The organism is Pseudomonas sp. PDM22 (assembly GCF_014851965.1).
Classification (GTDB): Bacteria; Pseudomonadota; Gammaproteobacteria; order Pseudomonadales; family Pseudomonadaceae; genus Pseudomonas.
The window spans coordinates 600,377-627,122 of record NZ_JACVAR010000004.1; the positions used below are offsets into that span (position 1 = coordinate 600,377).

Sequence of the window (26,746 nt, forward strand, 5' to 3'; positions counted from 1 at the left end):
AAAAAACGGCCGCGCAGTGTACGCGAGCGCTGTAGGAAAATCAGGGTATCCGTCGGGAAGCGATGGTGGCAAACAGGGCTTGGGGAGTAGCTTGTAGTTTTGCTACATTGTGTTCCTGTAGTTTTCCTACAAGAGTTTTCCACTATCTGATTTCCGTTCTCCCACCCCGTACAAGCAGTTGGATCCCACCATGCACAGAGCCTCCTTCCACGAATTGCGCAAGGATTTCCGCGCCTTACTGAATTCTTCAGCCTGCTATCACACCGCTTCGGTGTTCGACCCCATGTCCGCGCGCATCGCCGGTGACCTGGGTTTCGAAGTAGGCATCCTGGGCGGTTCTGTAGCTTCACTACAAGTTTTGGCGGCGCCTGATTTTGCACTGATCACCCTGAGCGAATTCACCGAGCAGGCCACCCGCATCGGTCGTGTCGCCCGCCTGCCGGTGATCGCCGACGCCGACCACGGCTACGGCAACGCGCTGAACACCATGCGTACTATCGTCGAGCTGGAACGCGCCGGTGTGGCTGCGCTGACCATCGAGGACACCCTGCTGCCCGCGCAGTTCGGCCGCAAGTCCACCGACCTGATCCCGGTCGAGGAAGGCGTCGGCAAGATCCGCGCGGCACTGGAAGCGCGCATCGACTCGGAAATGGCGATCATCGCCCGCACCAACGCCGAGGTGCTGGAAGTGGACGACGTGATCCGCCGCACCCTGGCCTACCAGGCCGCTGGTGCCGACGGCATCTGCATGGTCGGCATCCGCGACTTCGACCACCTGGAAGCCATCTCCCGCCACCTGTCCGTGCCGCTGATGCTGGTGTCCTATGGCAACCCGGAGCTGCGCGACGACGCCCGCCTGGCCGAGCTGGGCGTGCGCATCGTGGTCGATGGCCACGCCGCCTACTTCGCCGCGATCAAGGCCACCTACGACTGCCTGCGCGAGCAGCGTGGCGTGCATGCCTCCGACCTGACCGCTTCGGAGCTGGCGAAGAAGTACACGCTGCCCGAGGAGTACCAGATCTGGGCACGCGAATACATGGAAGTGAAAGAGTAAGACATCCCTGCCTACCCCGGAGCATCAGCTCTGCGGTGCGTGGGTGGTGAGGTACTCGATCTGCGCGTTGAACGGGTAGAGCAGCGTGCCGCCGGCCGCCTGGCTCTTGCGCAGGTACGCCCAGTGCGCCAGCAGACGATTGCGCTCCGGGGTGTCCGGCAACGCCTCGAGGTGTGATTGCAGGCTCGTGCGCAGAGCCTCGATGCGCTGGCTGTCCGTCGCGGACGGTTCGCCCAGCAGCTTGCGATTGGCTCCCCGGGCTTCCAGCAGCGCCAGTTCGCGCAGTTCACCGATCATCGAGGGAGCACTGTCCGAGCTGCTGGCCAGGAAGCTGTCGAAGAGTTCGGCGACCTCCCGGGTCTGCTGCAGCGCCTGCTGCAGGTTGATGCCCTTCCTGCTGTAGGCCTCGCGCACCTTCAGCAAGGTCTGTTGATGCAGCTGCCAGATGTCCTTCAGCGCCTTGGCTTGCTTCTGCCCTTCGAGCTGGCTTTCGAACACCGCGCCCAGACTGTCCAGCCGGACCAGAAAGCGATCATCACCGGTAGCGGTGTAGAGCAGCAGGTAGCGCTCGATGTCCTGCAGCAACGGATCGGTCCGCCGGGCGCTCGCTTGGGCGGTCAGCGCGGTGCAGGACAGCGCACCGGACAGCAGCAGGCCGGCGAGCAGGACGGGAATGGAGCGCATGACGGGTTCCTTCGATGGCAATGGAAAGGTCGCCATTCTCAGTTTCACGGTCCGTCTTGCCTGTAAGGTGAATCTGATACTGCTGACGTAAAGCGCCGCTTTTGCTCCAGGGCGACCGCCCCTTGCAATTGCTCCGGACACCCTTCATATCTGTACAGATACTGATCAATTGACGGAGGTCGCCATGGCCAGTGGCTGGGCAAACGACGGAGCGGTTCAGGAGCAGATCGACAGCACCATCGAGGACGCCATTGCGCGGGCACGCAACCAGATGCCCAAGGGCGAGAGCCTGACCCATTGCGAAGAGTGCGACGCGCCAATCCCCGAGGCGCGACGCAAGGCCATCCCCGGCGTGCGCCTGTGCGTGAACTGCCAGGCCGAGCACGACAAGGAGCAGGCGGCCTACGCCGGCTACAACCGCCGCGGCAGCAAGGACAGCCAGTTGCGCTGAGTGGCTGTCGCACGACATGAAAACGGCGCCCATGGGGCGCCGTTTTTCGTGGGCAATTATCGGCGCCAGGGGTCAGGGCTTAAGCGGCACCAGCACGCTGAAGGTGATGATGCCGTCGGCCTGCTCGACTTCGATGCGGCCGCCGTGGGCGCTGACGATGGCCTGCGAGATGTACAGCCCGATGCCCAGCCCGCTCTTGTTGCGGCCATGACCGCCGGCGTCCTGCTTGAACGGCTCGAAGAGGTTGGCGAGGCGCGCCTCATCCAGCGCTTCGGCTTCGTTGAGGATGCTCAGCCGCGCCAGCTCGCCCTGGCGGCGCAGTTCCACCAGCACCGGGCGGCCGGGGCGACCATGGTGACGGGCATTGCTCAGCAGGTTGGCGATCACCTGCAGGTAGCGGTCCGGGTCGACTTGCGCCTGCACGCCCTCCTCGATGGCGGTCTCGATGGACAGGCCCGGATAGGCCACGTCGGTTTCCTGGACGATATCGCGCACCAGCCGCGAGAGGTCGGCGGCCACCGGCTTAACGGTCATTCCCGCGCCGCTCTGCAGCCGGCTCATTTCGAGGATCTGGCTGATCAGGCGTTCCATGCGGCTGCTGGAGTAGGTGATGTGCTGGCGCAGCTCGGCGTTGCGCACGTCGCTGGAGGAAAGCATGGCCGCCGCCATGGAGATCGACTGCAACGGGTTGCGCAGGTCGTGGCCGAGCACGGCGATCAGGCGCTGGCGCATGCGGTCGATCTCGCCGGCGCGGTTCAGGCACAGCTCCACCAGTTCGGTGCGCAGCTTCTCGGCGATGGAGAGGTCGATGCCGGTCCAGGGCATGGAGCGCCCGCGCACGACTTCTTCCCAGGCTTCAAACGAGCCACGCGGTGTCAGGCGCGCGCCGGAGGGGCCGGTCTTGATGATCTTCTCCGGCTTGCCGCCCCAGCGAATGCGGTGCACCTGCTCCAGGCGCAGCCAGACGATCCAGCCCGACTCCTGGCGATGGAAACGGATCGCCATGACGCCGCAGTAGCGCGGGTCGTGCGGGCCATCGGGCAGTTCCAGGCGCTGGTCGCTGTGGAACAGGTCCAGCTCCTCGTCCTGCTGCAGCTGGGCGACCATGGCCACCGCCAGGTCGTCGAAGTCACCGCCGATGCTGCTGGCGCGCCCGCCGAGCATCACCACCGCGCCGTCGCACGGCAGCAGGTCGGCGATGCTGGCGCCGGGGCGTGACAGCGCGCTGAGCAGGTCGTCGGAGTCGCGGGTGCGGCGCAGCAGCGCCTGCTGGCGCTCGGAGGCCTGGCGCAGGAGTTCGCTGACGCGGCTCTGCTCCAGGCGTTCGACCATGGCGCTGCACACCTGGGAAAACACCTGGAACGACATGCGGATCGGGTAGGGCACCACCTTCGGGCTCATATGGTGGCAGGAGAACAGCCCCCACAGGCGCCCGCCGACCACGATGGAAATGCTCATCGACGCGCGCACGCCCATGTTGGCGAGGTACTCGCAATGGATCGGCGAGACGCTGCGCAGGGTGCTGAAACTCAGGTCGAACGGCTTGCCGCTGCCCGGGTTCAGCGTGGGGCGCACGGCGACCGGCTGGTAGGCCGCGTCGCCGATCAGCCGCACCGGGTTCTGCAGGTACAGGCGCCGCGCCTGGGCGGGAATGTCCGAGGCCGGGTAGCGCTGGCCGAGGTAGCTTTCCAGGTCCTCGCGGCGGGATTCGGCGACCACCTCGCCGGAGTCGTCCTCGTTGAAGCGATAGGCCATGACGCGGTCGTAGCCGGTCATCCGCCGCACTTCCTCGGTGACGCTGACCAGCAGGCTCTCGACGTCGTTGCGCAACTGCAGCTGGCTGACCAGGCGCTGGGCGTTGAGGGCGAAGGTGGTGAAGGACGCGGTCCCGGCAGCGCGCCTCTCGAATTCCAGGTAGCGCACGTCGTCATGGCTGTGGCCGATCACGTCGAAGAAGCGCCGGTTGATCCGCGCTTCCACGCTGTTGACCCAGGGGCCTGCTTCATTGAGCCCTTCAGCGAGCATCGCCAGCACGCCGGGGCCGACGTCCGCCTCGGCCAGTGGCTCGCCCAGCGTCGGGGCGATGCCCAGCAGGGTGCCGAGGTTGTCGCTGAAGCCGAGCACGCGGCCCTGTTCGTCGAGGGCGATCAGCGCGCCGTGGGGCTGGATCGCGCCCGGCACATGGATGGGTTCGTCCTCGCAGTTGGCGAGGGTGACCGTCTGCTCGCTCATGCCGGGACCGCCCGGTTCGGGGCGACGTCCAGCACCCAGTCGCGGAACGAAGTGAAGGCGCACACGGCGGCAGCCTGGGCGCGGGAGATGTCCTCGGCAGTGGTGACATGCTCGGCCAGCAGGCGCTGGAAAGCGCTCCAGCGTTCGCCGGTGTGTTCGCCGTAGCCCTGCAGCCAGCGCAGCGGCAGCGGTTCGAACGAGGCCTTGAGGCGCTTGTAGAGCACCCTTCCGCCCAGGGTCGCGCCCTCGGCGACGTAGGCGATGCCGAAGGCTTCGGCGAGGTTGATCGCGACCGGGGCGGCGGGACAGTCGGGCAGGTCGGCGGTGGCCTGCGAGCCGGCCTGCAGATCGGCTTCCAGCCATTGGCTCTTGCCGCGTCGCAGCCGTGCATCTTCTGCGTCGGGCCAGAGCGGCCAGAGGGCTTGCTCCAGCGGGCGCATCCAGCCCAGCACGCGGGCAGCGTGGTCGAGGTAGTCGGCCTGGGTCAGTGCGGCAGTGAGCGGGGAGCGACTGTCGAGGTCGGCATGCAGCTCATGGGTAGCGGCGCGCAAAGCGGCCAGCGCAGGCGAGATGCCCGGGCGTTCGTTCGGTTGCGAAGTCATCGCCGTCATCGCGGGTCCACCTTTTTCTTCGAGCTGCAGAGCATAGCAGTTCGGGTTGTACGACCGGGGCGATAGGGGAAAAGTTGATCGAAATGTCAGGGTTTTCGAGGGGCGCAGAAGTCTCCCTGCAGGAGCGGGCCATGCCCGCGATCCGCCGGCCGGGCCGGCGTTCTCTTTCTCCCTGATGTTGCAGGTCCGCTGCATTGGCTTGGTTATTTTTGCGCCGCATTGGAGTGCGCGGATGTGTTGGGTTTCGCCCCCTCGGGCGAGTCACTTCTTCCAAACGCCGAAGAAGTAACCAAGAAGGCTTGCCCCGGACATCCGGTTTTTCGCTTGAGGCGAAAAATTCCCTCGTCGAACTGAAGTTTCAGGGGCACGCTGCGAAGGGCCATCCCTGGCCCATCGCAGCTCTCGCGACATCCATGTCGCTCAACCCCTGAAACTCCAATTCAACGAGGCCTCCTGAACGGGGCATTCGGCGCGTGCGGATGTTTCCCTGGAAGCCTCATCAAAGCCAAAGCCAAAGCCAAAGCCAAAGCCAAAGCCAAAGCCAAAGCCAAAGCCAGAGTCGGAGCAGTGCCTGTAGGAGCGAGCTTGCTCGCGAACCGCCCAACACTGATGTCGCATTGTCGTCCGCAGAAAAAGGCCGCCGCAGTTGCCTGCGGCGGCCCGGTTCACGGCGGGGTCAGAAGTTGACCTTCAGACCCAGCGTCACCGCCTGGTCGCGGTAGCCGTTGTCGCCGAACTGCTTGCCCACTTCACCCCAGACGTTGACCCGGCTGTTCACCTTGCTGGTGGCGCCGAGCTTGACTTCGAAGATGTCGCTGGCGCCGTCCATTTCGAACTTCGTGCTGCCCATCTTCGCGCCGAAGTCGTCGGTGTTGTGGATCCAGTTGGTTTCCACGTAGGGCTCCACGCCGTAGGTGTTGGCGAAGCCGCCTTGCTGGTTGCTGCGCACGGCGGCGCGGGCACCCAGGCGGGTCATGATGTTGCCGTCGCCCTGGCCGGTGACCTTGGTGCCATTGGCCTCGCGGTGGGTGTCGGCCTTCACGCCCATGTAGACGATCTGCGCCTGCGGCTGGACGTAGTAGCTGGCGCTTTCGGTCTTCGCCACCGTGAAGGTCTTGCCGGCCTCGAGGGAGGCGGTGATGCCCTTGGCGTCGTATTTCTCCTTGGCCAGTTGCTCGCCGCGCACTTCAGCATCGAAGTCATTCCACAGGACCCAGCTGTCGACGTAGGCGCCGTTCTCGTCGTCCTTGTTCTCGTACCAGGTGCCATAGACGCCGAGGCTGTAGCCGTCGATCTCGCCGCGCGAGCGGTAGCCGGTAATGCGCGATCTGGTCGTGGAGTTGCCGTTGGCGTAGCCGGCCATCACGCCGACGACCCAGTCGCCGTTGTCGGTCTGCTTGCGGTACAGGTCGCTGCCCAGTTGCAGCACGTAGCGGTTGGACTCGGTCTTCAGCTGCCCGGTGCTGTCTTCCCAGCGGCTGGAGCCGTCGACGTTGCGCATCCAGAGCATCGAGGTGACCTGCTTGCCGGTGTCCGGATCGACGTAGGTCAGGTTGCCGGTGCGGTCGTGCAGGCGGTGCAGGAACATCGTGTTGGCTGCCGCGAGGTTGGCGGTGTAGCTGCCGCCTTCGGGCTGGCGCACGCGGTCCTTGTCGCTGGGTGCGGGTTGCTCCGGCACCGGGTCGGTCGGGCCCGGATCGACGGGGCCTGGCTCTTCGGGGCCGGGATCGACAGGACCGGGATCTTCCGGACCCGGGTCAACGGGACCCGGCTCTTCGGGGCCGGGATCGACGGGGCCCGGATCTTCAGGACCGGGATCGACAGGATCGGGATCTTCCGGCTCCGGATCGGGCCCAGGGCCGGGGCCCGGATCGATCGGGTCCGGATCTTCCGGTTCGGTCGGCTTGTAGGAGGTCAGGTACCAGTCGCTGTCCGCGCCGGTGGAGCCGACGAAGCTGCCGCCACGGCGGAGCATGTACTCGTAGCCGCCCTCGGTTACCCGGCTGGAGGTGAACTCGCCGGCGGAGGTGCCGCCGACGGTGATCATCTGGATGCCCTCCAGGGTCTGCGCGCCGGGGCCGCCGGTGTTGTTGACTGTCACCAGCGTCTCGCCCGAGGTGCTGCCGGTGACGGCCAGCTTGTCGGTCTCGGAGCTGTCGTCGCCCAGGTAGGTGTTCATCACCAGGTGGCCGCCGCCGGTGAAGTCGCCATCCACCGTCAGGGTCTTGTAGGCGTACTCGCCGTGCTCGTCGTGGCGGTCGTAGATCAGCTGTGCGCCGTCGGTCAGCGAGAGGTTGGTGAGGTTGGAGTTGCCGGTCATGAACCACTGGCTGGCGGCTCCGTTCATGGCGAGGTCGATCACCCCGTCGGTGGCGGTGCTGGTGGTGCCGTTGAGGTAGGAGCCGGCGGCCATCTTCAGATCGAGCCTGCCCTGGTTCTCGGCATAGAGCGCGACGCCCTTGCGGTTGGCGAGGTCGTCTGCGGCGCTGCTGTCGAGCACGTAGATCGCGGCGTTCTCCGAGACGATGCTGGAGTCTGCGCCATTGGCGGCCATGGCGCGGTTGCCGTCGGTGACGGTGACCTGGGTGTCGCCGTACAGATGCACCTTGCCGCCACGCATGCCGTTGAAGTCCTCAAGGGTCTGCACGTAGATGCCGTAGGCATTGGCCTTCCCGGTGGTGATGGCGGTGCTGCCCAGGTGGATCTCGCCGCCGCGGTTGGCGAATACCGCGTGAGCACTGGAGCCCGAGGTGCTGATGGTGCTGCCATCGTCGATGCGCACTTCGGCATCGCCCTTGTAGAGCAGTGCTTCGCTGTCACGGTTGCCGGCATAGACCGCATAGCCGTTGCCGTCACTGCCATTGCTGCCGCTGCCGCTGGTGCTGATCACCGCGCCCTTGCCCAGGAGAATGCGGTTGGTGCCGCCATTCTTCGAGGTATTGGCCCGCACGCCCATGCCGGACGTGGTGATACTGGCATTGTCGCCGATGGTGACCGTGGAATTGATCGCGTTTTCGGTGACGTTGATGCCATCGGCCGATGAGCCCTTGGTGATGATGGTCAGCTTGTCGATGGAGATGTTGTTGGTGCCGATATTGGCCTGGATGGCATCGGCCTTGTAGCCGCTGAGCAGGCCCGAGACGGAGCCGGTCAGGATTGTCGCTTCCTTGATGGTGTATTGGCCGTTGTTGCCATAGATGCCGAAGCCGCCCATGGGAGCCATGCCGCCACGGGTGTTGCCGGTGTCGATGTGAACATTTTCCACGCCAGCGGGAAGGCCCCACCACACGGTTTCGTCACAGGTGTAGGTCTTGCCGTCGCCGCTGGTACTGCAGGTGGCGCTGGCCATGCCGGCCTGCCCCGCCAGGGCGATGGCCAACGCGATGTGCGAGGCCAGTAGGGTCTTGGTAAAGCGCATTGCAAACCTCCTTGCACCACTCGCCGTGGGGCGATGCGGGGCGGGTTTCCAGCGCCTGTGTGAGCCTGTCCTGGCGGGAGATCGGAGGGTTCCGGATCGGGGTCCTGCTTTCGCTGGAAGTTGCTTTGGGGAGGCGCGGTCGCGAGTGTTTGCGCCACGCCAGACCCGCGGCCGGTAAGGGCTCTGGCGGATCAGTGGGCACATTGTTCAGCGCGCGTTCAGGTTGCCGAATAAGACGAATCTCAATCGGCGGGCAGCGGGGCGGGGGATGGGAAAAAGCTTGATTTATGGCAAGGGTGGAAGCCGGACCGGGCATTGCGCACCAGTCCGGAAAAGCGCGGGGCGCTTACTTGTTCAGCTTGACCACGTCACCGGATACGGTGGTGGTGTAGCCGCTCAGGACCCAGGCCCAGAACCAGTTTTCCTGGACCTGGGTGTTGATCAGCGCGTCGCCGCCCTTGGCTTTGACGGCGGCATCCTGGGCGCGCACGAAGCGGTTGTTCTGCTGGATCGGAATGACGCCGAACAGCATGATCCCGGTGGCCTTGCCTTCACCGTGACCGATCACGGTGTACTGCTCGGGGCTGTAGTTCTGGGTCTTCATCGGGGTGCCGGTGCAGCCGGCGATGGCGGCGGTGGCCAGCAGGGTGGCGGCGATACGGGAAAACTTCACATGACTCTCCTGAGATACAACCCCCGGGACTCTTTCCCAGGGGGAGCGCAGGGTAGCCATCATTGCGCTGTGGCGGAAGCAGGCGATGTGTCGCGTCTCACGGGGGGCGCTCTTCAGAAGAGGAAGTACCGCTGCGCCATCGGTAGCACCTCCGCCGGTTCGCACCACAGCAACTGACCGTCCGCGCGTACCTGGTAGTTCTGCGCATCGACCTCGATGTGCGGCAGGTAGGCGTTGTGGATCAGGTCGGTCTTCTGCACGCTGCGGCAGCCCTTCACCACGCCGATGGCCTTGCGCAGGCCCAGTTCGTGGTGCACGCCGAGGTCGAACGCGGCCTGGCTGAGGAAGGTCAGGCAGGTGGCGTGGCGGCTGCCGCCGAAGCTGGCGAACATGGGCCGGTAGTGCACCGGCTGCGGCGTCGGAATCGACGCGTTGGCGTCGCCCATCAGGCTCGCGGCGATGGCGCCGCCCTTGAGAATCAGGCTCGGCTTCACGCCGAAGAAGGCCGGGCGCCAGAGCACCAGGTCGGCCAGCTTGCCCACTTCGATGCTGCCCACTTCATGGGCGACGCCGTGGGTGATCGCCGGGTTGATGGTGTACTTGGCGATGTAGCGCTTGGCGCGGAAGTTGTCGTTGCGCGCGCCGTCGCCGTCCAGTGCGCCGCGCTGTTTTTTCATCTTGTCGGCGGTCTGCCAGGTGCGCGTGATCACTTCGCCGACGCGGCCCATGGCCTGGCTGTCGGAGCTGATCATGCTGAAGGCGCCAAGGTCGTGGAGGATGTCCTCGGCAGCGATGGTCTCGCGGCGGATGCGCGATTCGGCGAAGGCCACGTCCTCGGCGATGCTCGGGTCCAGGTGATGGCAGACCATGAGCATGTCCAGGTGTTCGTCGATGGTGTTGCGGGTGAAGGGCCGGGTCGGGTTGGTCGAACTGGGCAGCACGTTGGCGAAGCCGCAGGCCTTGATGATGTCCGGCGCGTGGCCGCCGCCGGCGCCCTCGGTGTGGTAGGTGTGGATGGTGCGGCCCTTGAACGCGGCGAGGGTGGTTTCGACGAAGCCGGATTCGTTGAGGGTGTCGGTATGGATCGCCACCTGCACGTCGAGGCGATCGGCCACGGTCAGGCAGTTGTCGATGGCCGCCGGGGTGGTGCCCCAGTCCTCGTGCAGCTTCAGGCCGATGGCGCCGGCGCGTACCTGTTCCTCCAGCGGCAGCGGCAGGCTGGCGTTGCCCTTGCCGGTAAAGCCGATGTTCATGGGGAAGGCGTCAGCGGCCTGGAGCATGCGCGCCATGTGCCACGGGCCGGAGGTGCAGGTAGTGGCGTTGGTGCCGGTGGCCGGGCCGGTGCCGCCACCGATCATGGTGGTGACTCCGCTCATCAGCGCCTCTTCGATCTGCTGCGGGCAGATGAAGTGGATGTGTGTGTCGATGCCGCCGGCGGTCAGGATCATGCCTTCGCCGGCGATCACTTCGGTGCTGGCGCCCAGGGCGATGGTCACGCCGGGCTGGATGTCCGGGTTGCCGGCCTTGCCGATGGCGGCGATGCGCCCGTGCTTGAGGCCTACGTCGGCCTTGACGATGCCCCAGTGGTCGAGGATCAGCGCGTTGGTGATCACCGTGTCGACGACCTGCGCGGCGCACAGCTGGCTCTGGCCCATGCCGTCGCGGATGACCTTGCCGCCGCCGAACTTCACTTCCTCGCCGTAGACGGTGAAGTCCTGCTCCACCTCGATCCACAGGCGGGTATCGGCCAGGCGCACGCGGTCGCCGACGGTGGGGCCGAACATGTCGGCGTAGGCTTGTCTGCTGATCTTCATCCAGCGCTCCTTGGCTGTTGTCCTGCGGGCGCTCAGAGGCTGCCCATCACCCGTCCCGCAAATCCATAAACCTTGCGCTCGCCGGCCAGTTCGACCAGCTCCACTTCGCGGCTCTGCCCCGGCTCGAAGCGCACGGCCGTTCCGGCGGGAATATTCAGGCGCATGCCGCGCGCCGCGTCACGGTCGAACAGCAGTGCGTCGTTGGTTTCGAAGAAGTGGTAGTGCGAGCCGACCTGGATCGGCCGGTCGCCGCTGTTGGCCACCGTCAGGGCGTGGGTGCGGCGGCCGGCGTTGAGTTCGATCTCGCCGGGCTGGATGTCGTATTCGCCAGGGATCATGGGGAGCTCCGTGGGTCGAGGATCAGTTGCATGAAGGTCAGGTCGAGCCAGCGGCCGAACTTCTGGCCCACCTGCGGCATCTGCCCGCTGGTGATGAAGCCCAGGCGTTCGTGCAGACGGATCGATGCGATGTTGCCGCTCTCGATGGCCGCGACCATCACGTGCAGGCCCTGGGCGCGGGCGCGCTCGATCAGCGCCTGCATCAGCAGCGGGCCGAGGCCCTTGCCGCGCTGGTCGGCACGCACGTAGACCGAGTGTTCGACCGTCTCGCGGAAGCCGTCGAAGGCGCGCCACGGGCCGTAGCTGGCGTAGCCCACCACTTCGCCGCCGTCTTCGGCCACCAGTACCGGGAAGCCTTGCTGCGCGCGCATTTCCAGCCAGGCACGGCGATTCTCCAGGTCGATGGCGACCTCGTTCCAGATGGCGGTGGTGTTGAGCACGGCGTCGTTGTAGATGTCGCGCAGACTGCCGAGGTCGGCTTGGCTGGCGTCGCGGATGAGCATGTCGGTTCCTCAGGTTCGTCGGGCAAATGAATCGGTACGCTGCATTTGCCATTGTCTTTGCACCGCTGTGCGATCAGGCGATGGGCTGGTGCACGGTGACCAGCTTGGTGCCGTCCGGGAAGGTGGCTTCCACCTGGATCTCCGGGATCATTTCCGGCACGCCTTCCATCACCTGTTCACGGCTCAGCAGCGTGGTGCCGTAGTGCATCAGGTCGGCGACCGTCTGGCCATCCCGCGCGCCTTCGAGCAGCGCGGCGGAGATCAGCGCCACGGCCTCCGGGTAGTTGAGTCTTACACCGCGGGCGAGGCGGCGCTCGGCGACCAGGCCGGCGGTGAAGATCAGCAGCTTGTCCTTCTCGCGGGGAGTCAGGTCCATGTCAGGTGCTCCAGATTCGGGGAGGAACGGCCTCGCGGCCGAGCAGCGCCGGCCGCAGCCGGCGCCAGAGTTCGATGAGCCAGGCGCGGGCGTGCAGCGCCTCGTGGGCGAGGCAGCGGGCGACCACCAGGCCGGGCAGTTGGGTGAGGTTGCCGCGCCCTTGGCAGGGGATGGCGCGACAGGCTTCGATCAGCGCCGCGTCGATCTGCCCGCTGGCGATCAGCGTGGCCATCACCGGGTGGCCGGCCAGGCCGATGGGCGAGTCGAGCAGGCGGTCGTTGCCGGTCACGCGCTGGCGTTCGTGCCACAGGCGCTGGCCGTCGCGGCGGATGTCCAGGGCGGCGGCGAAGTGGCCATCTTCGAAGCGCTCGCCGCTGGCCGGGCGGCCGAGGGCGACGATGTCCCAGTAGAACAGCCGGGCATCCGCTTCGAGGTCGATACGAGTCGTCAGCTCGGCCTGCGCGCCGGAGTAGACGATGGTTTCCTGCGGCAGCCATTCCAGCGTGGCGCCGGGGTCGACGCGCACGTTCAGCTGCTGCTTCGCCGGGCAGCCGGCGCGGTACCACTTGGCCGCGCCGGGACTGGTGAGCTGCGCCCAGCTGTCCTGGCCGGCGTGGATATCGAGGTTCAGCGTATCGCCGCCGGCGATGCCGCCGGGCGGGTGCACGACGATGTGCTGGCAGACCTGCGGCCCTTCCGCGTACAGGTGCTTCTGCACCCGCAACGGCCCGAGGTGACGCCGGGTGACCGGCCGTGTGCCGTCGCCGATGCGGGCGTAGGCCAGCTCAAGCTCGGCATGCCAGGCGGGGTGGAAGAGGGTGGCCGGTGCGTTCATGGGCAGCTGCGAAACCAGGGATGCTCAGGACAGAGCAATCAGCGTGCCGGGATGCGCCAGGATAGTGCGTGGTGCTCTTCAGACGTGCGACAAGACAGCGTCGGCGCGGGTTCGACGAAGGTCGAGACGATTGTCCGATCGGTCAGATATGGGCGCGGTTGCGGTGCATTGAGGGGTTCGGCGCACCGCATTGGTGCGGAGTTTTCCTGTAGGACCGCCAGGCCGTGGAATCGCTCAGCCCAGCTGCTTGCGCATGTACACGCGGCGGAAGCCGTTCTCCAGCCGGCGCGCGTATTCCTGGTAGCCGTTCTTCGCGTACAGCTCGATGTTCTCCACCATGCGCTCGTTGGTGTAGAGGTACAGCGACTGGTAGCCCAATTGCACGGCGGCCTCTTCTGCATGCACCAGCAGCACGCGGCCGACACCTTGGCCAGCGCACTCGGGCAGCACGGCGATGTTATCGAGCAGGAAGCCCTCGTCGGTCTCGCGCATCACCAGCAGGCCGACCGGTGCGCCGTCCTGTTCGGCGATCAGCACGCGGTCCTCGGCGATCACCGCGTGGTAGTCGTCGAGCATCGGCCCAGGCTTGCGACCCAGCTTGGGAATCCACTGGGCGTAGGCCGCCGCCACGCAGACCGCGGCGAATCCGGCGTCGTCGTTGACGGCGGGGCGCAGGGTGATCGGCATGGCAGGCTCCAGGAAAAACGAATACGGGGCCTGGCAGCTTGCCACCCGCCGCCGTCATCCGCCAGTGACAGGTCGTCTCAGATGGTCACCAACCCGCGCACGCCGTCGCTTTCCATGTCTGCGCCACGGCCCTGCTGGACGATCTCGCCACGGGACATCACCAGGTACTGGTCGGCCAGTTCGGCGGCGAAATCGTAGAACTGCTCCACCAGCAGGATGGCCATGTCGCCCCGTTCGGCGAGCTTGCGGATCACCGCGCCGATCTCCTTGATCACCGAGGGCTGGATGCCTTCGGTGGGCTCGTCGAGGATCAGCAGGCGCGGCCGGCTGGCCAGCGCGCGGCCGATGGCGAGCTGTTGCTGCTGGCCGCCGGAAAGATCGCCGCCGCGACGCTGCTTCATCTCCCGCAGCACCGGGAACAACTCGTAGATGAACGCCGGCACGGCCTTGGCTTCGCCGGCGCTGAAGCGCGACAGGCCCATCAGCAGGTTTTCCTCCACCGTCAGGCGCGGAAAGATTTCCCGCCCCTGTGGCACGTAGGCGATACCGGCATGCACGCGCTGGTGCGGCTTGAAACCGGTGATCGGCTTGCCCTCCCAGCTGACCTTGCCGTCCTTGGCCGGCACCAGGCCCATCAGGCAGCGCAGCAGGGTGGTCTTGCCCACGCCGTTGCGCCCGAGCAGGCAGGTGACCTCGCCGATCTTCGCGTCGAACGACAGGCCACGCAGGATGTGGCTGCCGCCGTAGTACTGGTGCAGTTTGTCGACTTGCAGCATGGGAGTTGCCCCTGTGGAGAGTCTTGATATGCCTTTACGGCTGCCGTGCCTCGAGCGCTGTTGGGTATCGCTTCGCTCCACGCCAACCTACGCCGTGCCTCCCGGCGAAATGCGTGCGTAGGATGGGTGGAGCGCAGCGATACCCATGCTGTGGAGTGAACGTCAGCGGCCGAGATAGACCTCTATGACCTGCTCGTTCGCCTGCACTTCCTCCAGCGAACCCTCGGCCAGCACGTGCCCCTGGTGCAGCACGCTGACGTGGTCGGCGATGCTGCCGACGAAGCCCATGTCGTGCTCCACCACCATCAGCGAGTGCTGGCCGGCGAGGGACTTGAACAGCTCAGCGGTGAACTCGGTCTCGGCGTCGGTCATGCCTGCCACCGGCTCGTCCAGCAACAGCAGTTGCGGCTCCTGCACCAGCAGCATGCCGATCTCCAGGAACTGCTTCTGCCCGTGGGAGAGCAGCCCGGCGGGGCGGTTACGCGACTCGCGCAGGCGGATGGTGGTGAGCACTTGCTCGATGCGGTCCTTCTGCTCGCCGGAGAGCTTCGCCCGCAGGCTGGCCCACACCGACTTGTCGGTCTTCTGCGCGAGCTCCAGGTTCTCGAACACCGAGAGCGCCTCGAACACCGTGGGCTTCTGGAACTTGCGGCCGATGCCGGCCTGGGCGATCTCCACCTCATTCATGCGGGTGAGGTCGAGGGTTTCGCCGAAGTAGGCCTTGCCGTTGTCCGGACGGGTCTTGCCGGTGATCACGTCCATCAGCGTGGTCTTGCCCGCGCCGTTGGGGCCGATGATGCAGCGCAGCTCGCCGACGCCGATGTACAGCGTGAGGTCGCGCAGGGCGCGGAAGCCGTCGAAGCTGACGTTGATGTCTTCCAGGGTGAGGATGGTGCCGTGGCGCACGTCCAGCTGGCCGCTGGCGCTCGAGCCGATGCCGATGGCATCGCGGCTGGCGCCCGGGTCGCGGTTGGGATCGTAGGCCGGTTCCAGCATCAGGTGGGGGACCGCTCTCATTGCTCTTTCTCCCGCTTGATCAGGCCGAGGATGCCGCGCGGCAGGTACAGGGTGACGATGATGAACAGCGCGCCGAGGAAGAACAGCCAGTACTCGGGGAAGGCCACCGTGAACCAGCTCTTCGCGCCGTTCACCACGCCTGCGCCGAGCAGCGGGCCGATCAGCGTGCCGCGCCCGCCGAGGGCGACCCAGACGGCGGCCTCGATGGAGTTGGTCGGCGACATTTCGCTGGGGTTGATGATCCCCACCAGCGGCACGAACAACGCGCCGGCGAGACCGCAGAGCACGGCGCTCAGGGTCCAGACGAAGAGCTTGTAGCCGCGCGGGTCATACCCGCAGAACATCAGGCGGTTCTCGGCGTCGCGCAGGGCGGTGAGCACCCGGCCGAACTTGCTGCGCGCCAGGGCGAAGCCGATGGCCAGGCTCGCCGCCAGCAGCAGGACGATGGCGATGAACAGCGCCGCGCGGGTGCCCGGCGCGGTGATCGGAAAGCCGAGGATGCTGCGGAAGTTGGTGAAGCCGTTGTTGCCGCCGAAGCCCGTCTCGTTGCGGAAGAACAGCAGCATGCCGGCGAAGGTCAGCGCCTGGGTCATGATCGAGAAGTACACGCCCTTGATCCGCGAGCGGAAGGCGAAGAAGCCGAACACCAGCGCCAGCAGGCCCGGCGCCAGCACCACCAGGCACAGCGCCCAGAGGAAGTGCTGGGTGCCGGCCCAGTACCAGGGCAGCTCCGTCCAGGAGAGGAAGGTCATGAACGCCGGCAACTGGTCGCCGGCCGCCTCGCGCATCAGGTACATGCCCATGGCGTAGCCGCCGAGGGCGAAGAACAGCCCGTGGCCCAGCGACAGCAGGCCGGCGTAGCCCCAGACCAGGTCCAGCGCCAGCGCGACTATGGCGTAGCAGAGGATCTTGCCGGTGAGCGTCAGCCCGTAGGCGGAGAGGTGAAGCGCGTGGTTCTCCGGCAGCAGGTGCAGCAGCGGCAGGATCAGCAGCGCGACGAGCGCGGCGCCGACGAGCCCGGCGGTGAGTTTCGGGCCGGCCTTCTGCGCGGCCGTCACGGTAAGTGGCTGGTTCAATCGATGACCCTCCCTTTCAGAGCGAAGAGCCCCTGCGGACGTTTCTGGATGAACAGGATGATCAGCGCGAGGATCAGGATCTTGCCCAGCACCGCGCCGATCTGCGGTTCGAGGATCTTGTTCGCCACGCCCAGGCCGAAGGCGGCGAACACGCTGCCGGCGAGCTGGCCGACACCGCCGAGCACCACCACCAGGAAGGAGTCGATGATGTAGCTCTGGCCCAGGTCCGGGCCGACGTTGCCAACCTGCGACAGCGCCACGCCACCGAGGCCGGCGATGCCCGAGCCGAGGCCGAAGGCGAGCATGTCCACGCGGCCGGTGGGCACGCCGCAGCAGGCGGCCATGTTGCGGTTCTGGGTGACGGCGCGGACGTTCAGGCCCAGCCGTGTACGGTTGAGCAGCAGCCAGGTGAGTGCCAGCACGAACAGTGCGAAGCCGATGATGACGATACGGTTCCACGGCAGCACGAGGTTGGGCAGCACCTGGATGCCGCCGGACAGCCACGCCGGGTTGGCCACCTCGACGTTCTGCGCGCCGAACAGCACGCGCACCAATTGGATCAGCACCAGGCTGATGCCCCAGGTGGCGAGCAGGGTTTCCAGTGGGCGCCCATAGAGATGGCGGATCACCGTGCGCTCCAGCGCCATGCCGATGCACGCGGTGACCAGGAAGGCCACCGGCAGGGCGAGCAGCGGGTACAGCTCCAGCGCGCCGGGCGCGTAGCGCTGGCAGAGCACCTGCACCACGTAGGTGGAGTAGGCGCCGAGCATCAGCATCTCGCCGTGCGCCATGTTTATCACCCCGAGCAGGCCGTAGGTGATCGCCAGGCCGAGGGCGGCGAGCAGCAGGATCGAGCCCAGCGACAGGCCGCTGAAGGCCTGGCCGAACAGGTCGCCCATCAGCAGCCGGCGCTTGACCTGGCCGAGGCTGGTGGCGGCGGCGGTGCGCACCGAGTCGTCGGGTTCGACGGCGGGATCGAGGAGGTTTTCCAGGCGGGTGCGTGCCTGCGGGTCGCCGGACTCGCCCAGCAGGCGCACGGCGGAGAGGCGCACCGCCGGAGCCGGGTCGGCCAGCTGCAGGTTGGCCAGGGCCAGTTGCAGGGCGGCTTTTACGCCGTCGTCGGATTCTTCGTTGAGGCGATATTCGAGCAGCGTGCGTTGTGCCGGGCGGGCGCTCTTCTGCAGCTGGCGGGCGGCCTCAAGACGCACTTCGACGCTGTCGGCGACCAGCTGGTGGCTGGCCATGGCGGTGTTCACCAGGCCGCGCAGGCGGTTGTTCAGGCGCAGCTTGTCAGGCTCGCCGACCGGCGCGGCGCCGCCATCCGCGGGCTGGTATTGCCCTGCGTCACCGAGGAGGAAGGCACGGCCCTGCGCATCGACGGCGAGACGGCCGGACTGGATAGCTTCCAGCAACGGCAGGCGATCGGCATCAGGCGCGGCGGCCCATTGTTCGAGCAGTCTGGCGCGGGCGTCGTTGTCGGCGCTGGCAAAATCCTGCGCGGGGCCGCCGAAGGCGAGCTGCGGCAGCAGCGCGACTAGCGTCATGGCGCAGAGGCGGAGCAGGTGGAGCAAGGCAGTGGGCATGGATGTTTTCCCTGAGAGGCGGGTGTGGGCTAATGTCCCCTCTCCCCAGCCCTCTCCCTGAAGGGAGAGGGAGCTGTCCGTGCCGCCAGATACTTCTGGCCTCATCCTGCGTCTGACTGCTTTTCTCCCATCAGGGAGATAACTGTCCGAGCCGGCTGACGCCTGGGCTTGATCTTGCGCCATACGGTCCCCTCTCCCTTAAGGGAGAGGGTTAGGGAGAGGGGCTCTGGGCCCGCTCCGGATCAGTTACTGCGCACCGCGTAATCCGGCTTCTTGTCGTTGCCCGGAATGAACGGGCTCCACGGCTGGGCGCGGATCGGCTCGGGGGTCTTCCAGACCACGTTGAACTGACCGTTGTCCTCGATCTCGCCGATCATCACCGGCTTGTGCAGGTGGTGGTTGGTCTTGTCCATGGTCAGGGTGAAGCCCGACGGCGCCTTGAAGGTCTGCCCGCCCATGGCCTCGCGGACCTTGTCGACGTCGGTGCTGCCGGCTTTCTGCACGGCCTGCGCCCACATGTGGATGCCGACGTAGGTGGCCTCCATCGGGTCGTTGGTCACCGCAGTGCTGTAGTTGGGCAGGTTCTTGGCCTTGGCGTAGGCCTTCCAGTCAGCGACGAACTTGCTGTTCTCCGGATTCTTCACCGATTCGAAGTAGTTCCACGCGGCAAGGTTGCCCACTAGCGGCTTGGTATCGATGCCGCGCAGTTCTTCCTCACCCACGGAGAAGGCCACCACCGGCACTTCGGTGGCTTCCAGGCCCTGGTTGGCCAGCTCCTTGTAGAACGGCACGTTGGAGTCGCCGTTGACGGTGGAGATCACCGCGGTCTTGCCGCCGGCGGAGAACTTCTTGATGTCGGCGACGATGGTTTGATAGTCGCTGTGGCCGAACGGCGTGTAGACCTCCTGGATGTCCTTGTCGGCCACGCCCTTGCTGTGCAGGAAGGCGCGCAGGATCTTGTTGGTGGTGCGCGGGTAGACGTAGTCGGTGCCCAGCAGGAAGAAGCGCTTGGCGGCGCCGCCGTCCTCGCTCATCAGGTATTCCACCGCCGGGATGGCCTGCTGGTTCGGCGCAGCACCGGTGTAGAAGACGTTGGGCGACATTTCCTCACCCTCGTACTGCACCGGGTAGAACAGCAGGCCGTTGAGCTCCTCGAACACCGGCAGCACGGATTTGCGCGACACACTGGTCCAGCAGCCGAAGACTACCGCGACCTTGTCCTGGGTCAGCAGCTGGCGCGCCTTCTCGGCGAACAGCGGCCAGTTCGAGGCCGGGTCGACCACCACTGCTTCGAGCTTCTTGCCGTTCACCCCGCCCTTGGCGTTGATCTCGTCGATGGTCATCAGCGCCATGTCCTTGAGCGAGGTCTCGGAGATCGCCATGGTGCCGGACAGCGAGTGCAGGATGCCGACCTTGATGGTCTCGGCGGCCTGGGAGCTGAACGGGAACAGACCGGTGAGCAGCAGGGCGCTCATGGCCAGCGTACTTTTCAACAGCGGACGACGTTTCATCGCGGCAGCCTCCTTGGCTATCCAGGGGCGGGGAGTTGCCGGTGCGGCAGCTTCCCCGGAAATGGGGCGATCCCGCGCGGGATCGAAGCTGCCATCGCAGCATCCGTGCCAAACAGGCAAAAGCCTTGGCGCAGATGGGCTGCACGCGATTTTCTGTCGTAATGGTGAGGTTTTTCAGTGCGCAGCTTTGGTGCGCCGAACGCCCTTTGGTGCGCGGCGCTCCCCAAAGGAGCGCGTCATTGCGGGAGGAAGTAGCCGCGCACGCCGGTCATGATGATCTGCGCGGCGAGGGCGCAGACGAACAGCCCCATCAGGCGACTGACGATCATCAGGCCCTGTTCGCCGAGGACCTTCTCGATCTTGTCCGAGAGGTAGAGCGTGACGCCGACGGTCAGGCAGGCGAGGAAGATTGCCGCCAGGGCCGACAGCTTGTGCTCCCAGTCCTGGTTCACGCCCATCACCAGCAGCGCACCGATGGTGCCGGGGCCGACGGTGATGGGGATGGTCAGCGGGACGATGGTGACGTCCTGCTGCACGTTGTCCGCCTGCACAGCCGAGCGCCCCTGGGCCATGCCCAGCGCAGAGATGAACAGCACGCTGCCCGCACCGATGCGGAAGGCGTCGGCGGTGATGCCGAACAGGGTGAAGATGTAGCGCCCGAACAGGTACAGCAGCACGCTGGCGATCAGCGCCGCCAGGGCCACGCGCCAGGCCATGCGCTTGCGGTCGCGCGGGGCGAAGCCGCGGTTGAGGCTGATGAAGCAGGACAGGACGAAGAAGGGGCTATAGAGCACCAGCATCTTCAGGTACACGCTGAACATCACTTGCATGGGAACGACTCGTCCGGATTGAGAGGGCGCGGCAGGGCAAAGCATAGCGGCTGGGGCGGCGGGTGGCATTGCGGCGGGGCAGTCGCGCGTTGGTTCTTGCTCGCTGATCGCACTGGTTGGTGCCGACGCTCCCTGTAGGAGCGCCCCATGGGCGCGATCGCGGGCTTGGCCCGCTCCTACAGGGAGAGCAGGTGCTGGGAAAAATCAGGAAGGCAGCGCGTCGCTCTGCTGGCGCAGGCGGCGCTCGCGTTCGCCGACCCAGTAGGCCACCAGTTCGCGCAGTTGCGACAACTCCACCGGCTTGGCCATGTGGCCGTCCATGCCGACCAGTCGCGCACGTTCCTTGTGTTCGCTGAGGATGTGCGCGGTGAGCGCCACCACCGGGGTGTGCGGTCGGTGTTCGCTGGCCTCCCAGGCGCGCAGGCGCTCGGTGGCGGAGAAGCCGTCGAGCACCGGCATTTCGCAGTCCATCAGCACCAGGTCGTACTGGGTGGACTTCATCGCGGCGAGGGCTTCCTCGCCGTTGCTGGCGGTATCGGGCTGCAGGTTGAGCTTGCTCAGCATGCCGCGGATGACCTTGGTGGAGATGCTGTTGTCCTCGGCGACGAGGATGCGGAAGTCGCTGGGCGGCACGTTTGAAGCCGGCTCGCTGGCTGGCGAAAGGTAGTTGCTCACGCCGCTCGGGCCACGGCGGGAGAGTTCCTCGGCGAGGGTCGCCTTGAGCGTGTAGCCGGCCACCGGCTTGGCGAGGATGCGCTTGATCCCGGCGTTGCGCGCGATGATCTTGCTCGGCGCGTTGCTGATGCCGGTGAGCATGATCAGCAGGATGTCGTGGTTGAGGTTCGGGTCTTCCTGGATCTTGGTCGCCAGCTGCATGCCGGTCATGCCGGGCATGTCCTGGTCCAGCAGGACCACGTCGAAGTATTCGCGCAGGTGCGCCTTGGTGCGCAGCTGGGCCAGCGCTTCCTTGCCCGAAGACACCGCGCTGACGTTCATGCCCCAGGCGCTGCATTGCTGCACCACCACCTTGCGGCAGGTCTGGTTGTCGTCCACCACCAGCAGGCGCGCGCCCTGCAGCGGGCTGTCGAGGTCGGCGCCGGCCTGGTCGATCTGCTGCGGGTCCAGCGGCAGGCTGAGCCACAGCAGGTTGCCCGCGCCTTCGGCGCTGTGGCCACTCTCGATGCCGCTCTCTATTCCAAACTCCCCCGACATCAGGCGGATCAGCTGGCGCGCAATGATCAGGCCGAGGCGGCTGCTGATGCGGGTGGCGGAGAGGAAGTCGCGGCTGTGCAGTTCGGCGGTAAGCAGGGCCTGGCGGTCGGCGCTGTCCAGCGGACGGCCGCTGTCCTGCACGGCGATGCGCAGGCGCGGACGCTCGGGCGGGCCGTCGAGGGCGACGACGAGGAGAATTTCGCCCTCGTCGGTCTGCTTGAAGGCGTTGTCCAGCAGGCTCAACACGGCCTGGCGCAGGCGCGTCGGGTCGCCACTGACGATGCGCGGCACCTGCGGCTGGGTGAAGCTGATCAGCTCGACCTTCTGCTGCTCGGCCTTGGCACGGAAGATCGCCAGGCAATCCTCGATCAGCGCGCCGAGGTCGAACTGCACTTCGTCCAGCTCGATCTGCCCGGACTCCAGCTTGGAGATGTCGAGGATCTCGTTGATCAGCGAGAGCAGCTCGTTGCCCGCGCTGTGGATGGTCTGCACATAGTCGCGCTGCTTGGCCGAGAGCGGGGTGCCGAGCAGCAGCTCGGTCATGCCCAGCACGCCGTTCATGGGGGTGCGGATCTCGTGGCTGATCTTGGCCAGGAAATCGCCCTTGGCCTTCAGCTCGGCGACGTTGGCGGCGCGCTGGCGGCTGGCGGCGAACTGGTCGTTCTGGATTTTCCGCTGACGCTCGGCTAGCGCCAGGCTGAGCAGGAAGCCGACCACTGCCGAGAGGCCGAGCAGGCCGCTGCCGAGCCATTCCGCCCGGGTCGCCACGTAGCCCAGCAGCGACGGCAGGCTCAGGCACCAGACCACCACGAAGAGGCCCATGCCGATGGCGAACAGGCGCGCCGGGCGGTAAGCGTGAATCCAGTAGTAGACCGCCACGCCGAGAATGCTCAGGGTCACCAGAGTGATCAGCCCGTAGACCAGGCTGCTGATGGACAGGTCGAGTACCAGGTTGAGCGCCACGCACAGCACCACCAGTCCGGCGGTGCCACCCAGCAGCAGGCGCTTGAGCGGCAGGCGCGGGGTGAGGTCACGGAAGAAGCTGGCGGTATAGCCAAGACCGCAGATCAGCGTCACCACCAGGCAACCCAGCGCAATCATCGGCTGCAGCGACTGGCTGTTGCCGTACCAGGGGCTGAGCAGGCCGAACAGGTTGAGGCAGGCCAGCAGCAGGCTCGCATGCACGCCGGCCAGCCACAGGCCGCTGGCGACGCGGGTGTAGGCGAAGCGCACGAGGTTGTAGAGCAGCAGCATGGCCAGGCAGCCGATCAGCACGCCGAAGTGCAGCGGGCGCTGGTCGTTGCTCGGCTGGCCGGCGGCCTCGATGCTGATGTTCGGGCGCAGCGGCAGAGTCGAGGCGAGGCGCAGGTAGAGATCCAGCGGCTCGGCGGCCGTGCGCAGGGGGATCACCAGATCACTGTTGAGCAGGGGGCGCTGCACCGGAGAGAGGTTGCCGGCGCTCTTCTGTTCGAGGACTTTCTGCCCGTCGAGGATGAACATCTCGAAGCTGTCCAGGCTCGGCGCGAACAGGCGCAGCTGCTGGGGCTCGTCGTTGGCGGGCAGGCGGAAGTGCAGCCAGGTCGCGCCGGGGCCGGCGGGGGCGTGCAGGTCGCTGATGTCGAGGGGGCTGAAGAGGGTGCGGTAGCGCGGGGAGATCACGTCCTGCAGCTGCAGGCGGGCGTCACTGTCGTGGAGCTGGGACCAGCCGGGTTCCTGGCTTGCCGCATAGGTCGGAAGACAGACCAGAGCGGCCAGCAGCAAGCTGACGAGGAGTCCTGTGGCAGTCCAGAGCCGACGCACGGCGAAGTCCCTTCGGTAGTGAGTGGGCGGATTATAGCCAAGTGTGCTGAAGGCCGTAATCCACCCGTGCACGCCGGGACCGGTGTGGAGGAGGCGTCCGACGGGGGACGCCTCCACCCGTCGGATCAGCCCTCGCCGCGCTCGCGGGCGATGGCGCGATAACCGATGTCCTTGCGGTAGAAGCTGCCGTTCCAGCGGACCTTCTCGGCCAGACGGTAAGCCTGTTCCTGGGCCGAGGAGACGGTCGGGCCGATGGCAGTGGCGCACAGTACGCGGCCGCCGGCGGTGACGATCTGGCCGTCCTTGAGCGCGGTGCCGGCGTGGAAGACCTTGCCGTCGAGCTGGGCGGCATCGTCCAGGCCGAAGATAGCGTCACCCTTGGCGTAGTCGCCCGGGTAGCCGCCGGCGGCGATCACCACGCCTACGGTGGGACGCGGGTCCCAGGTGGCTTCGACCTTGTCCAGCGCCTTGGCCAGGGCGGCCTCGACCAGCAGGACCAGGGACGATTCCAGGCGGACCATGATCGGCTGGGTTTCCGGATCGCCGAAGCGGCAGTTGAACTCGATGACCTTGGGCTTGCCGCTCTTGTCGATCATCAGGCCGGCGTAGAGGAAGCCGGTATAGACGTTGCCTTCCTCGGCCATGCCGCGCACGGTCGGGTAGATCACTTCGTCCATCACGCGCTGGTGCACGTCGGCAGTTACCACCGGAGCGGGGGAGTAGGCACCCATGCCGCCGGTGTTCGGGCCGGTGTCGCCGTCGCCGACGCGCTTGTGGTCCTGGCTGGTGGCCATGGGCAGCACGTTCTGGCCGTCGACCATGACGATGAAGCTGGCTTCCTCGCCGTCGAGGAACTCTTCGATCACCACGCGCGATCCGGCGTCACCGAAGGCGTTGCCGGCGAGCATATCGCGCACGGCTTCCTCGGCTTCGGCCAGGGTCATGGCGACGATCACGCCCTTGCCCGCGGCCAGGCCGTCGGCCTTGATCACGATGGGCGCGCCTTTCTCTTTCAGATAGGCCAGCGCCGGCTCGACTTCGGTGAAGTTCTGGTAGTCGGCGGTGGGGATCTGGTGGCGTGCGAGGAAGTCCTTGGTGAAGGCCTTGGAACCTTCCAGCTGGGCAGCGCCGGCGGTGGGGCCGAAGATGTCCAGGCCGCGCGAGCGGAACAGGTCCACCACGCCTTTGACCAGCGGCGCCTCGGGGCCGACGATGGTCAGCTGCACGTTCTTCGCTGCGAAATCGGCCAGTTCTTCCAGGGCCAGCACGTCGATGGCGACGTTCTCGCACTTGGCTTCGGTGGCGGTGCCGGCGTTGCCCGGCGCGACGAAGACCTTCTGCACGCGCGAATCCTGCGCGACCTTCCAGGCCAGCGCGTGCTCGCGACCGCCGCTGCCGATGATGAGTACGTTCATTGGAGTTCTCCTGAACAGTTCCGGCTTTGCCGGATTGTTGGGTATCGCTTCGCTCCACCCAACCTACGAGAGCTTTTTTCCAGCCTGTGCGAGGGCGCAATGGAGTGGCTGGATGCAAGGCGCGGACGGCTTCGACAAGCGGAGTTGCCTATTGGCAATGAGCATTGGCGAAGTCGTCCGCAACGCAGCAGACGGCCGCTACAGTGCGGCCGTCCCGGTTAATGCCTAAAGTGGCGCATGCCGGTGAAGACCATTGCAATGCCGGCTTCGTCAGCGGCGGCGATCACCTCGTTGTCGCGCATCGAACCACCCGGCTGGATCACCGCGGTGATACCGGCCTTGGCAGCGTTGTCGATGCCGTCGCGGAACGGGAAGAAGGCGTCGGAAGCCATGACCGCCCCCTTCACTTCCAGGCCGGCATGCTCGGCCTTGATGGCGGCGATGCGGGCGGAGTTCACGCGGCTCATCTGGCCGGCGCCGACGCCGACGGTCTGGCGCGCCTTGGCGTAGACGATGGCGTTGGACTTCACGAACTTGGCGACTTTCCAGGCGAAGATCAGGTCGTGGATTTCCTGCTCGCTGGGGGCGCGCTGGGTGACGATCTTCAGGTCATCGGCGGTGATCATGCCGATGTCGCGGCTCTGTACCAGCAGGCCGCCGTTGACGCGCTTGAAGTCCCAGCCCGGCGCACGCTCGGCCGGCCACTCGCCGCACTCCAGCAGGCGCACGTTGGCCTTGGCAGCGACCACGGCACGGGCAGCTTCGGAGATTTTCGGGGCGATGATGACTTCGACGAACTGGCGCTCGACGATGGCCTGGGCGGTCTCGCCGTCCAGCTCGCGGTTGAAGGCGATGATGCCGCCGAAGGCCGACTCGGTATCGGTGGCGTAGGCCAGGTCGTAGGCCTTGCGGATGCCGCCTTCATTTTCCGGAACCACGGCCACGCCGCACGGGTTGGCGTGCTTGACGATGACGCAGGCCGGCTTGACGAAGCTCTTCACGCACTCCAGCGCGGCGTCGGTGTCGGCCACGTTGTTGAACGACAGTTCCTTGCCCTGCAGCTGGATGGCGGTGGAGACGCTGGCTTCGCCCTTCTTCGCCTCGACGTAGAAGGCCGCGCTCTGGTGCGGGTTCTCGCCGTAGCGCATTTCCTGCGCCTTGATGAACTGGCTGTTGAAGGTGCGCGGGAAGGCGCCGCGGTCTTCGGTGGACAGGGTGTCGCGCGTCTGGTCGATGGTGCCCAGGTAGTTGGCGATCATGCCGTCGTAGGCCGAAGTGTGCTCGAAGGCCTTCAGGGCCAGGTCGAAGCGCTGGGCGTAGGTCAGGCCACCGGCCTTCAGGGCGCCGACGATGCTGGCGTAGTCACCGGCGTTGACCACGATGGCAACGTCCTTGTGGTTCTTCGCCGCGCTGCGGACCATGGTCGGGCCGCCGATGTCGATGTTCTCGATGGCGGTCGGCAGGTCGCAGTCGGCCTTGGCCACGGTCGCTTCGAACGGGTACAGGTTGACCGCCACCAGGTCGATCGGCTTGATGCCGTGCTCTTCCATCACTGCGCCGTCGAGGTCACGACGTCCGAGGATGCCACCGTGGATCTTCGGGTGCAGGGTCTTCACGCGGCCGTCCATCATTTCCGGGAAGCCGGTGTAGTCGGCCACTTCCACGGCGGCGATGGCGTTGTCCTTGAGCAGCTTGTAGGTGCCGCCGGTGGAAAGGATCTCCACGCCAAGGGCTGCCAGCTCACGGGCGAAATCGACGACGCCGGTCTTGTCGGAAACGCTGATCAGCGCACGGCGGACGGGCAGGCGGGTGGTTTGGTCGGTCATAACGGCTTCCACAAAGGCTTCGGG

Annotated in this window: 22 protein-coding genes; 2 read left to right on the forward strand and 20 right to left on the reverse strand. The window is 66.3% G+C overall.

Annotated elements, in window-relative coordinates; translation table 11 throughout:
- Positions 1-190: 190 nt before the first annotated feature.
- Entirely contained in the window at positions 191-1,054 is an 864-nt protein-coding gene (locus IB255_RS17670; RefSeq protein WP_017518216.1) for an isocitrate lyase/PEP mutase family protein, read from the forward strand.
- A 24-nt stretch (positions 1,055-1,078) separates the two neighbouring features.
- On the opposite strand, the gene IB255_RS17675 is transcribed toward IB255_RS17670, so the two are convergent.
- A complete protein-coding gene (locus IB255_RS17675) occupies positions 1,079-1,738 on the reverse strand; it encodes a hypothetical protein (protein ID WP_081515586.1) in 660 nt (219 codons plus the stop codon).
- A 184-nt stretch (positions 1,739-1,922) separates the two neighbouring features.
- Between IB255_RS17675 and IB255_RS17680 the strand changes: the two genes are divergently transcribed.
- The gene (locus IB255_RS17680) at positions 1,923-2,189 is read left to right on the forward strand and encodes a DksA/TraR family C4-type zinc finger protein (protein ID WP_081515587.1); all 267 of its coding nucleotides are present in this window, start codon (positions 1,923-1,925) and stop codon (positions 2,187-2,189) included.
- A gap of 72 nt (positions 2,190-2,261) precedes the next feature.
- On the opposite strand, the gene IB255_RS17685 is transcribed toward IB255_RS17680, so the two are convergent.
- The 19 genes from IB255_RS17685 to purH all read right to left on the reverse strand — a co-directional run bounded on the left by IB255_RS17685 (position 2,262) and on the right by purH (position 26,722).
- Entirely contained in the window at positions 2,262-4,421 is a 2,160-nt protein-coding gene (locus IB255_RS17685; protein WP_081515588.1) for a GAF domain-containing protein, read from the reverse strand.
- Positions 4,418-5,023: a biliverdin-producing heme oxygenase gene (locus IB255_RS17690; protein ID WP_081515795.1), complete on the reverse strand. Its 606-nt coding sequence runs from the start codon at positions 5,021-5,023 to the stop codon at positions 4,418-4,420. Before IB255_RS17690 ends, IB255_RS17685 begins: the two co-directional genes overlap by 4 nt.
- Before the next feature lie 685 nt (positions 5,024-5,708).
- Positions 5,709-8,450, reverse strand: coding sequence for an autotransporter outer membrane beta-barrel domain-containing protein (locus IB255_RS17695; protein WP_081515590.1), 2,742 nt, complete (start codon positions 8,448-8,450; stop codon positions 5,709-5,711).
- A 346-nt stretch (positions 8,451-8,796) separates the two neighbouring features.
- Positions 8,797-9,123, reverse strand: coding sequence for a hypothetical protein (locus IB255_RS17700; RefSeq protein ID WP_081515591.1), 327 nt, complete (start codon positions 9,121-9,123; stop codon positions 8,797-8,799).
- 113 nt (positions 9,124-9,236) lie between these two features.
- Positions 9,237-10,937 (reverse strand): urease subunit alpha, encoded by a 1,701-nt coding sequence (ureC, locus tag IB255_RS17705; protein ID WP_081515592.1) that lies wholly within the window; start codon positions 10,935-10,937, stop codon positions 9,237-9,239.
- Between the two features lie 32 nt (positions 10,938-10,969).
- The gene (locus tag IB255_RS17710; RefSeq protein WP_081515593.1) at positions 10,970-11,275 is read right to left on the reverse strand and encodes an urease subunit beta; all 306 of its coding nucleotides are present in this window, start codon (positions 11,273-11,275) and stop codon (positions 10,970-10,972) included.
- Entirely contained in the window at positions 11,272-11,778 is a 507-nt protein-coding gene (locus tag IB255_RS17715) for a GNAT family N-acetyltransferase (RefSeq protein WP_081515594.1), read from the reverse strand. Before IB255_RS17715 ends, IB255_RS17710 begins: the two co-directional genes overlap by 4 nt.
- A gap of 73 nt (positions 11,779-11,851) precedes the next feature.
- Positions 11,852-12,154, reverse strand: coding sequence for an urease subunit gamma (locus IB255_RS17720; RefSeq protein WP_015479073.1), 303 nt, complete (start codon positions 12,152-12,154; stop codon positions 11,852-11,854).
- Between the two features lies 1 nt (position 12,155).
- The gene (locus IB255_RS17725) at positions 12,156-12,989 is read right to left on the reverse strand and encodes an urease accessory protein UreD (RefSeq protein ID WP_081515595.1); all 834 of its coding nucleotides are present in this window, start codon (positions 12,987-12,989) and stop codon (positions 12,156-12,158) included.
- A gap of 234 nt (positions 12,990-13,223) precedes the next feature.
- Positions 13,224-13,676 (reverse strand): GNAT family N-acetyltransferase, encoded by a 453-nt coding sequence (locus tag IB255_RS17730; protein ID WP_081515596.1) that lies wholly within the window; start codon positions 13,674-13,676, stop codon positions 13,224-13,226.
- Between the two features lie 77 nt (positions 13,677-13,753).
- Positions 13,754-14,452 carry an urea ABC transporter ATP-binding subunit UrtE gene (gene urtE, locus IB255_RS17735; RefSeq protein WP_081515597.1) on the reverse strand — a complete coding sequence of 233 codons (699 nt, stop codon included), beginning with the start codon at positions 14,450-14,452 and terminating at the stop codon, positions 13,754-13,756.
- 162 nt (positions 14,453-14,614) lie between these two features.
- Positions 14,615-15,469, reverse strand: coding sequence for an urea ABC transporter ATP-binding protein UrtD (urtD, locus tag IB255_RS17740; RefSeq protein WP_192210604.1), 855 nt, complete (start codon positions 15,467-15,469; stop codon positions 14,615-14,617).
- A complete protein-coding gene (gene urtC / locus IB255_RS17745; protein WP_081515599.1) occupies positions 15,466-16,545 on the reverse strand; it encodes an urea ABC transporter permease subunit UrtC in 1,080 nt (359 codons plus the stop codon). Before urtC ends, urtD begins: the two co-directional genes overlap by 4 nt.
- Positions 16,542-18,128, reverse strand: coding sequence for an urea ABC transporter permease subunit UrtB (gene urtB, locus IB255_RS17750; protein WP_192210605.1), 1,587 nt, complete (start codon positions 18,126-18,128; stop codon positions 16,542-16,544). Before urtB ends, urtC begins: the two co-directional genes overlap by 4 nt.
- 242 nt (positions 18,129-18,370) lie before the next feature.
- A complete protein-coding gene (gene urtA, locus IB255_RS17755) occupies positions 18,371-19,639 on the reverse strand; it encodes an urea ABC transporter substrate-binding protein (protein WP_081515601.1) in 1,269 nt (422 codons plus the stop codon).
- Positions 19,640-19,875: 236 nt separating this feature from the next.
- Positions 19,876-20,469 (reverse strand): MarC family protein, encoded by a 594-nt coding sequence (locus tag IB255_RS17760; RefSeq protein WP_081515602.1) that lies wholly within the window; start codon positions 20,467-20,469, stop codon positions 19,876-19,878.
- Between the two features lie 204 nt (positions 20,470-20,673).
- On the reverse strand, positions 20,674-23,481 hold the full coding sequence (locus tag IB255_RS17765) for a hybrid sensor histidine kinase/response regulator (protein ID WP_081515603.1): 2,808 nt from the start codon (positions 23,479-23,481) through the stop codon (positions 20,674-20,676).
- A 125-nt stretch (positions 23,482-23,606) separates the two neighbouring features.
- A complete protein-coding gene (gene purD, locus IB255_RS17770) occupies positions 23,607-24,896 on the reverse strand; it encodes a phosphoribosylamine--glycine ligase (protein WP_081515604.1) in 1,290 nt (429 codons plus the stop codon).
- Positions 24,897-25,114: 218 nt separating this feature from the next.
- Complete coding sequence (purH, locus tag IB255_RS17775) at positions 25,115-26,722, reverse strand: bifunctional phosphoribosylaminoimidazolecarboxamide formyltransferase/IMP cyclohydrolase (RefSeq protein ID WP_081515605.1); 1,608 nt, start codon at positions 26,720-26,722, stop codon at positions 25,115-25,117.
- Positions 26,723-26,746 lie beyond the last annotated feature (24 nt).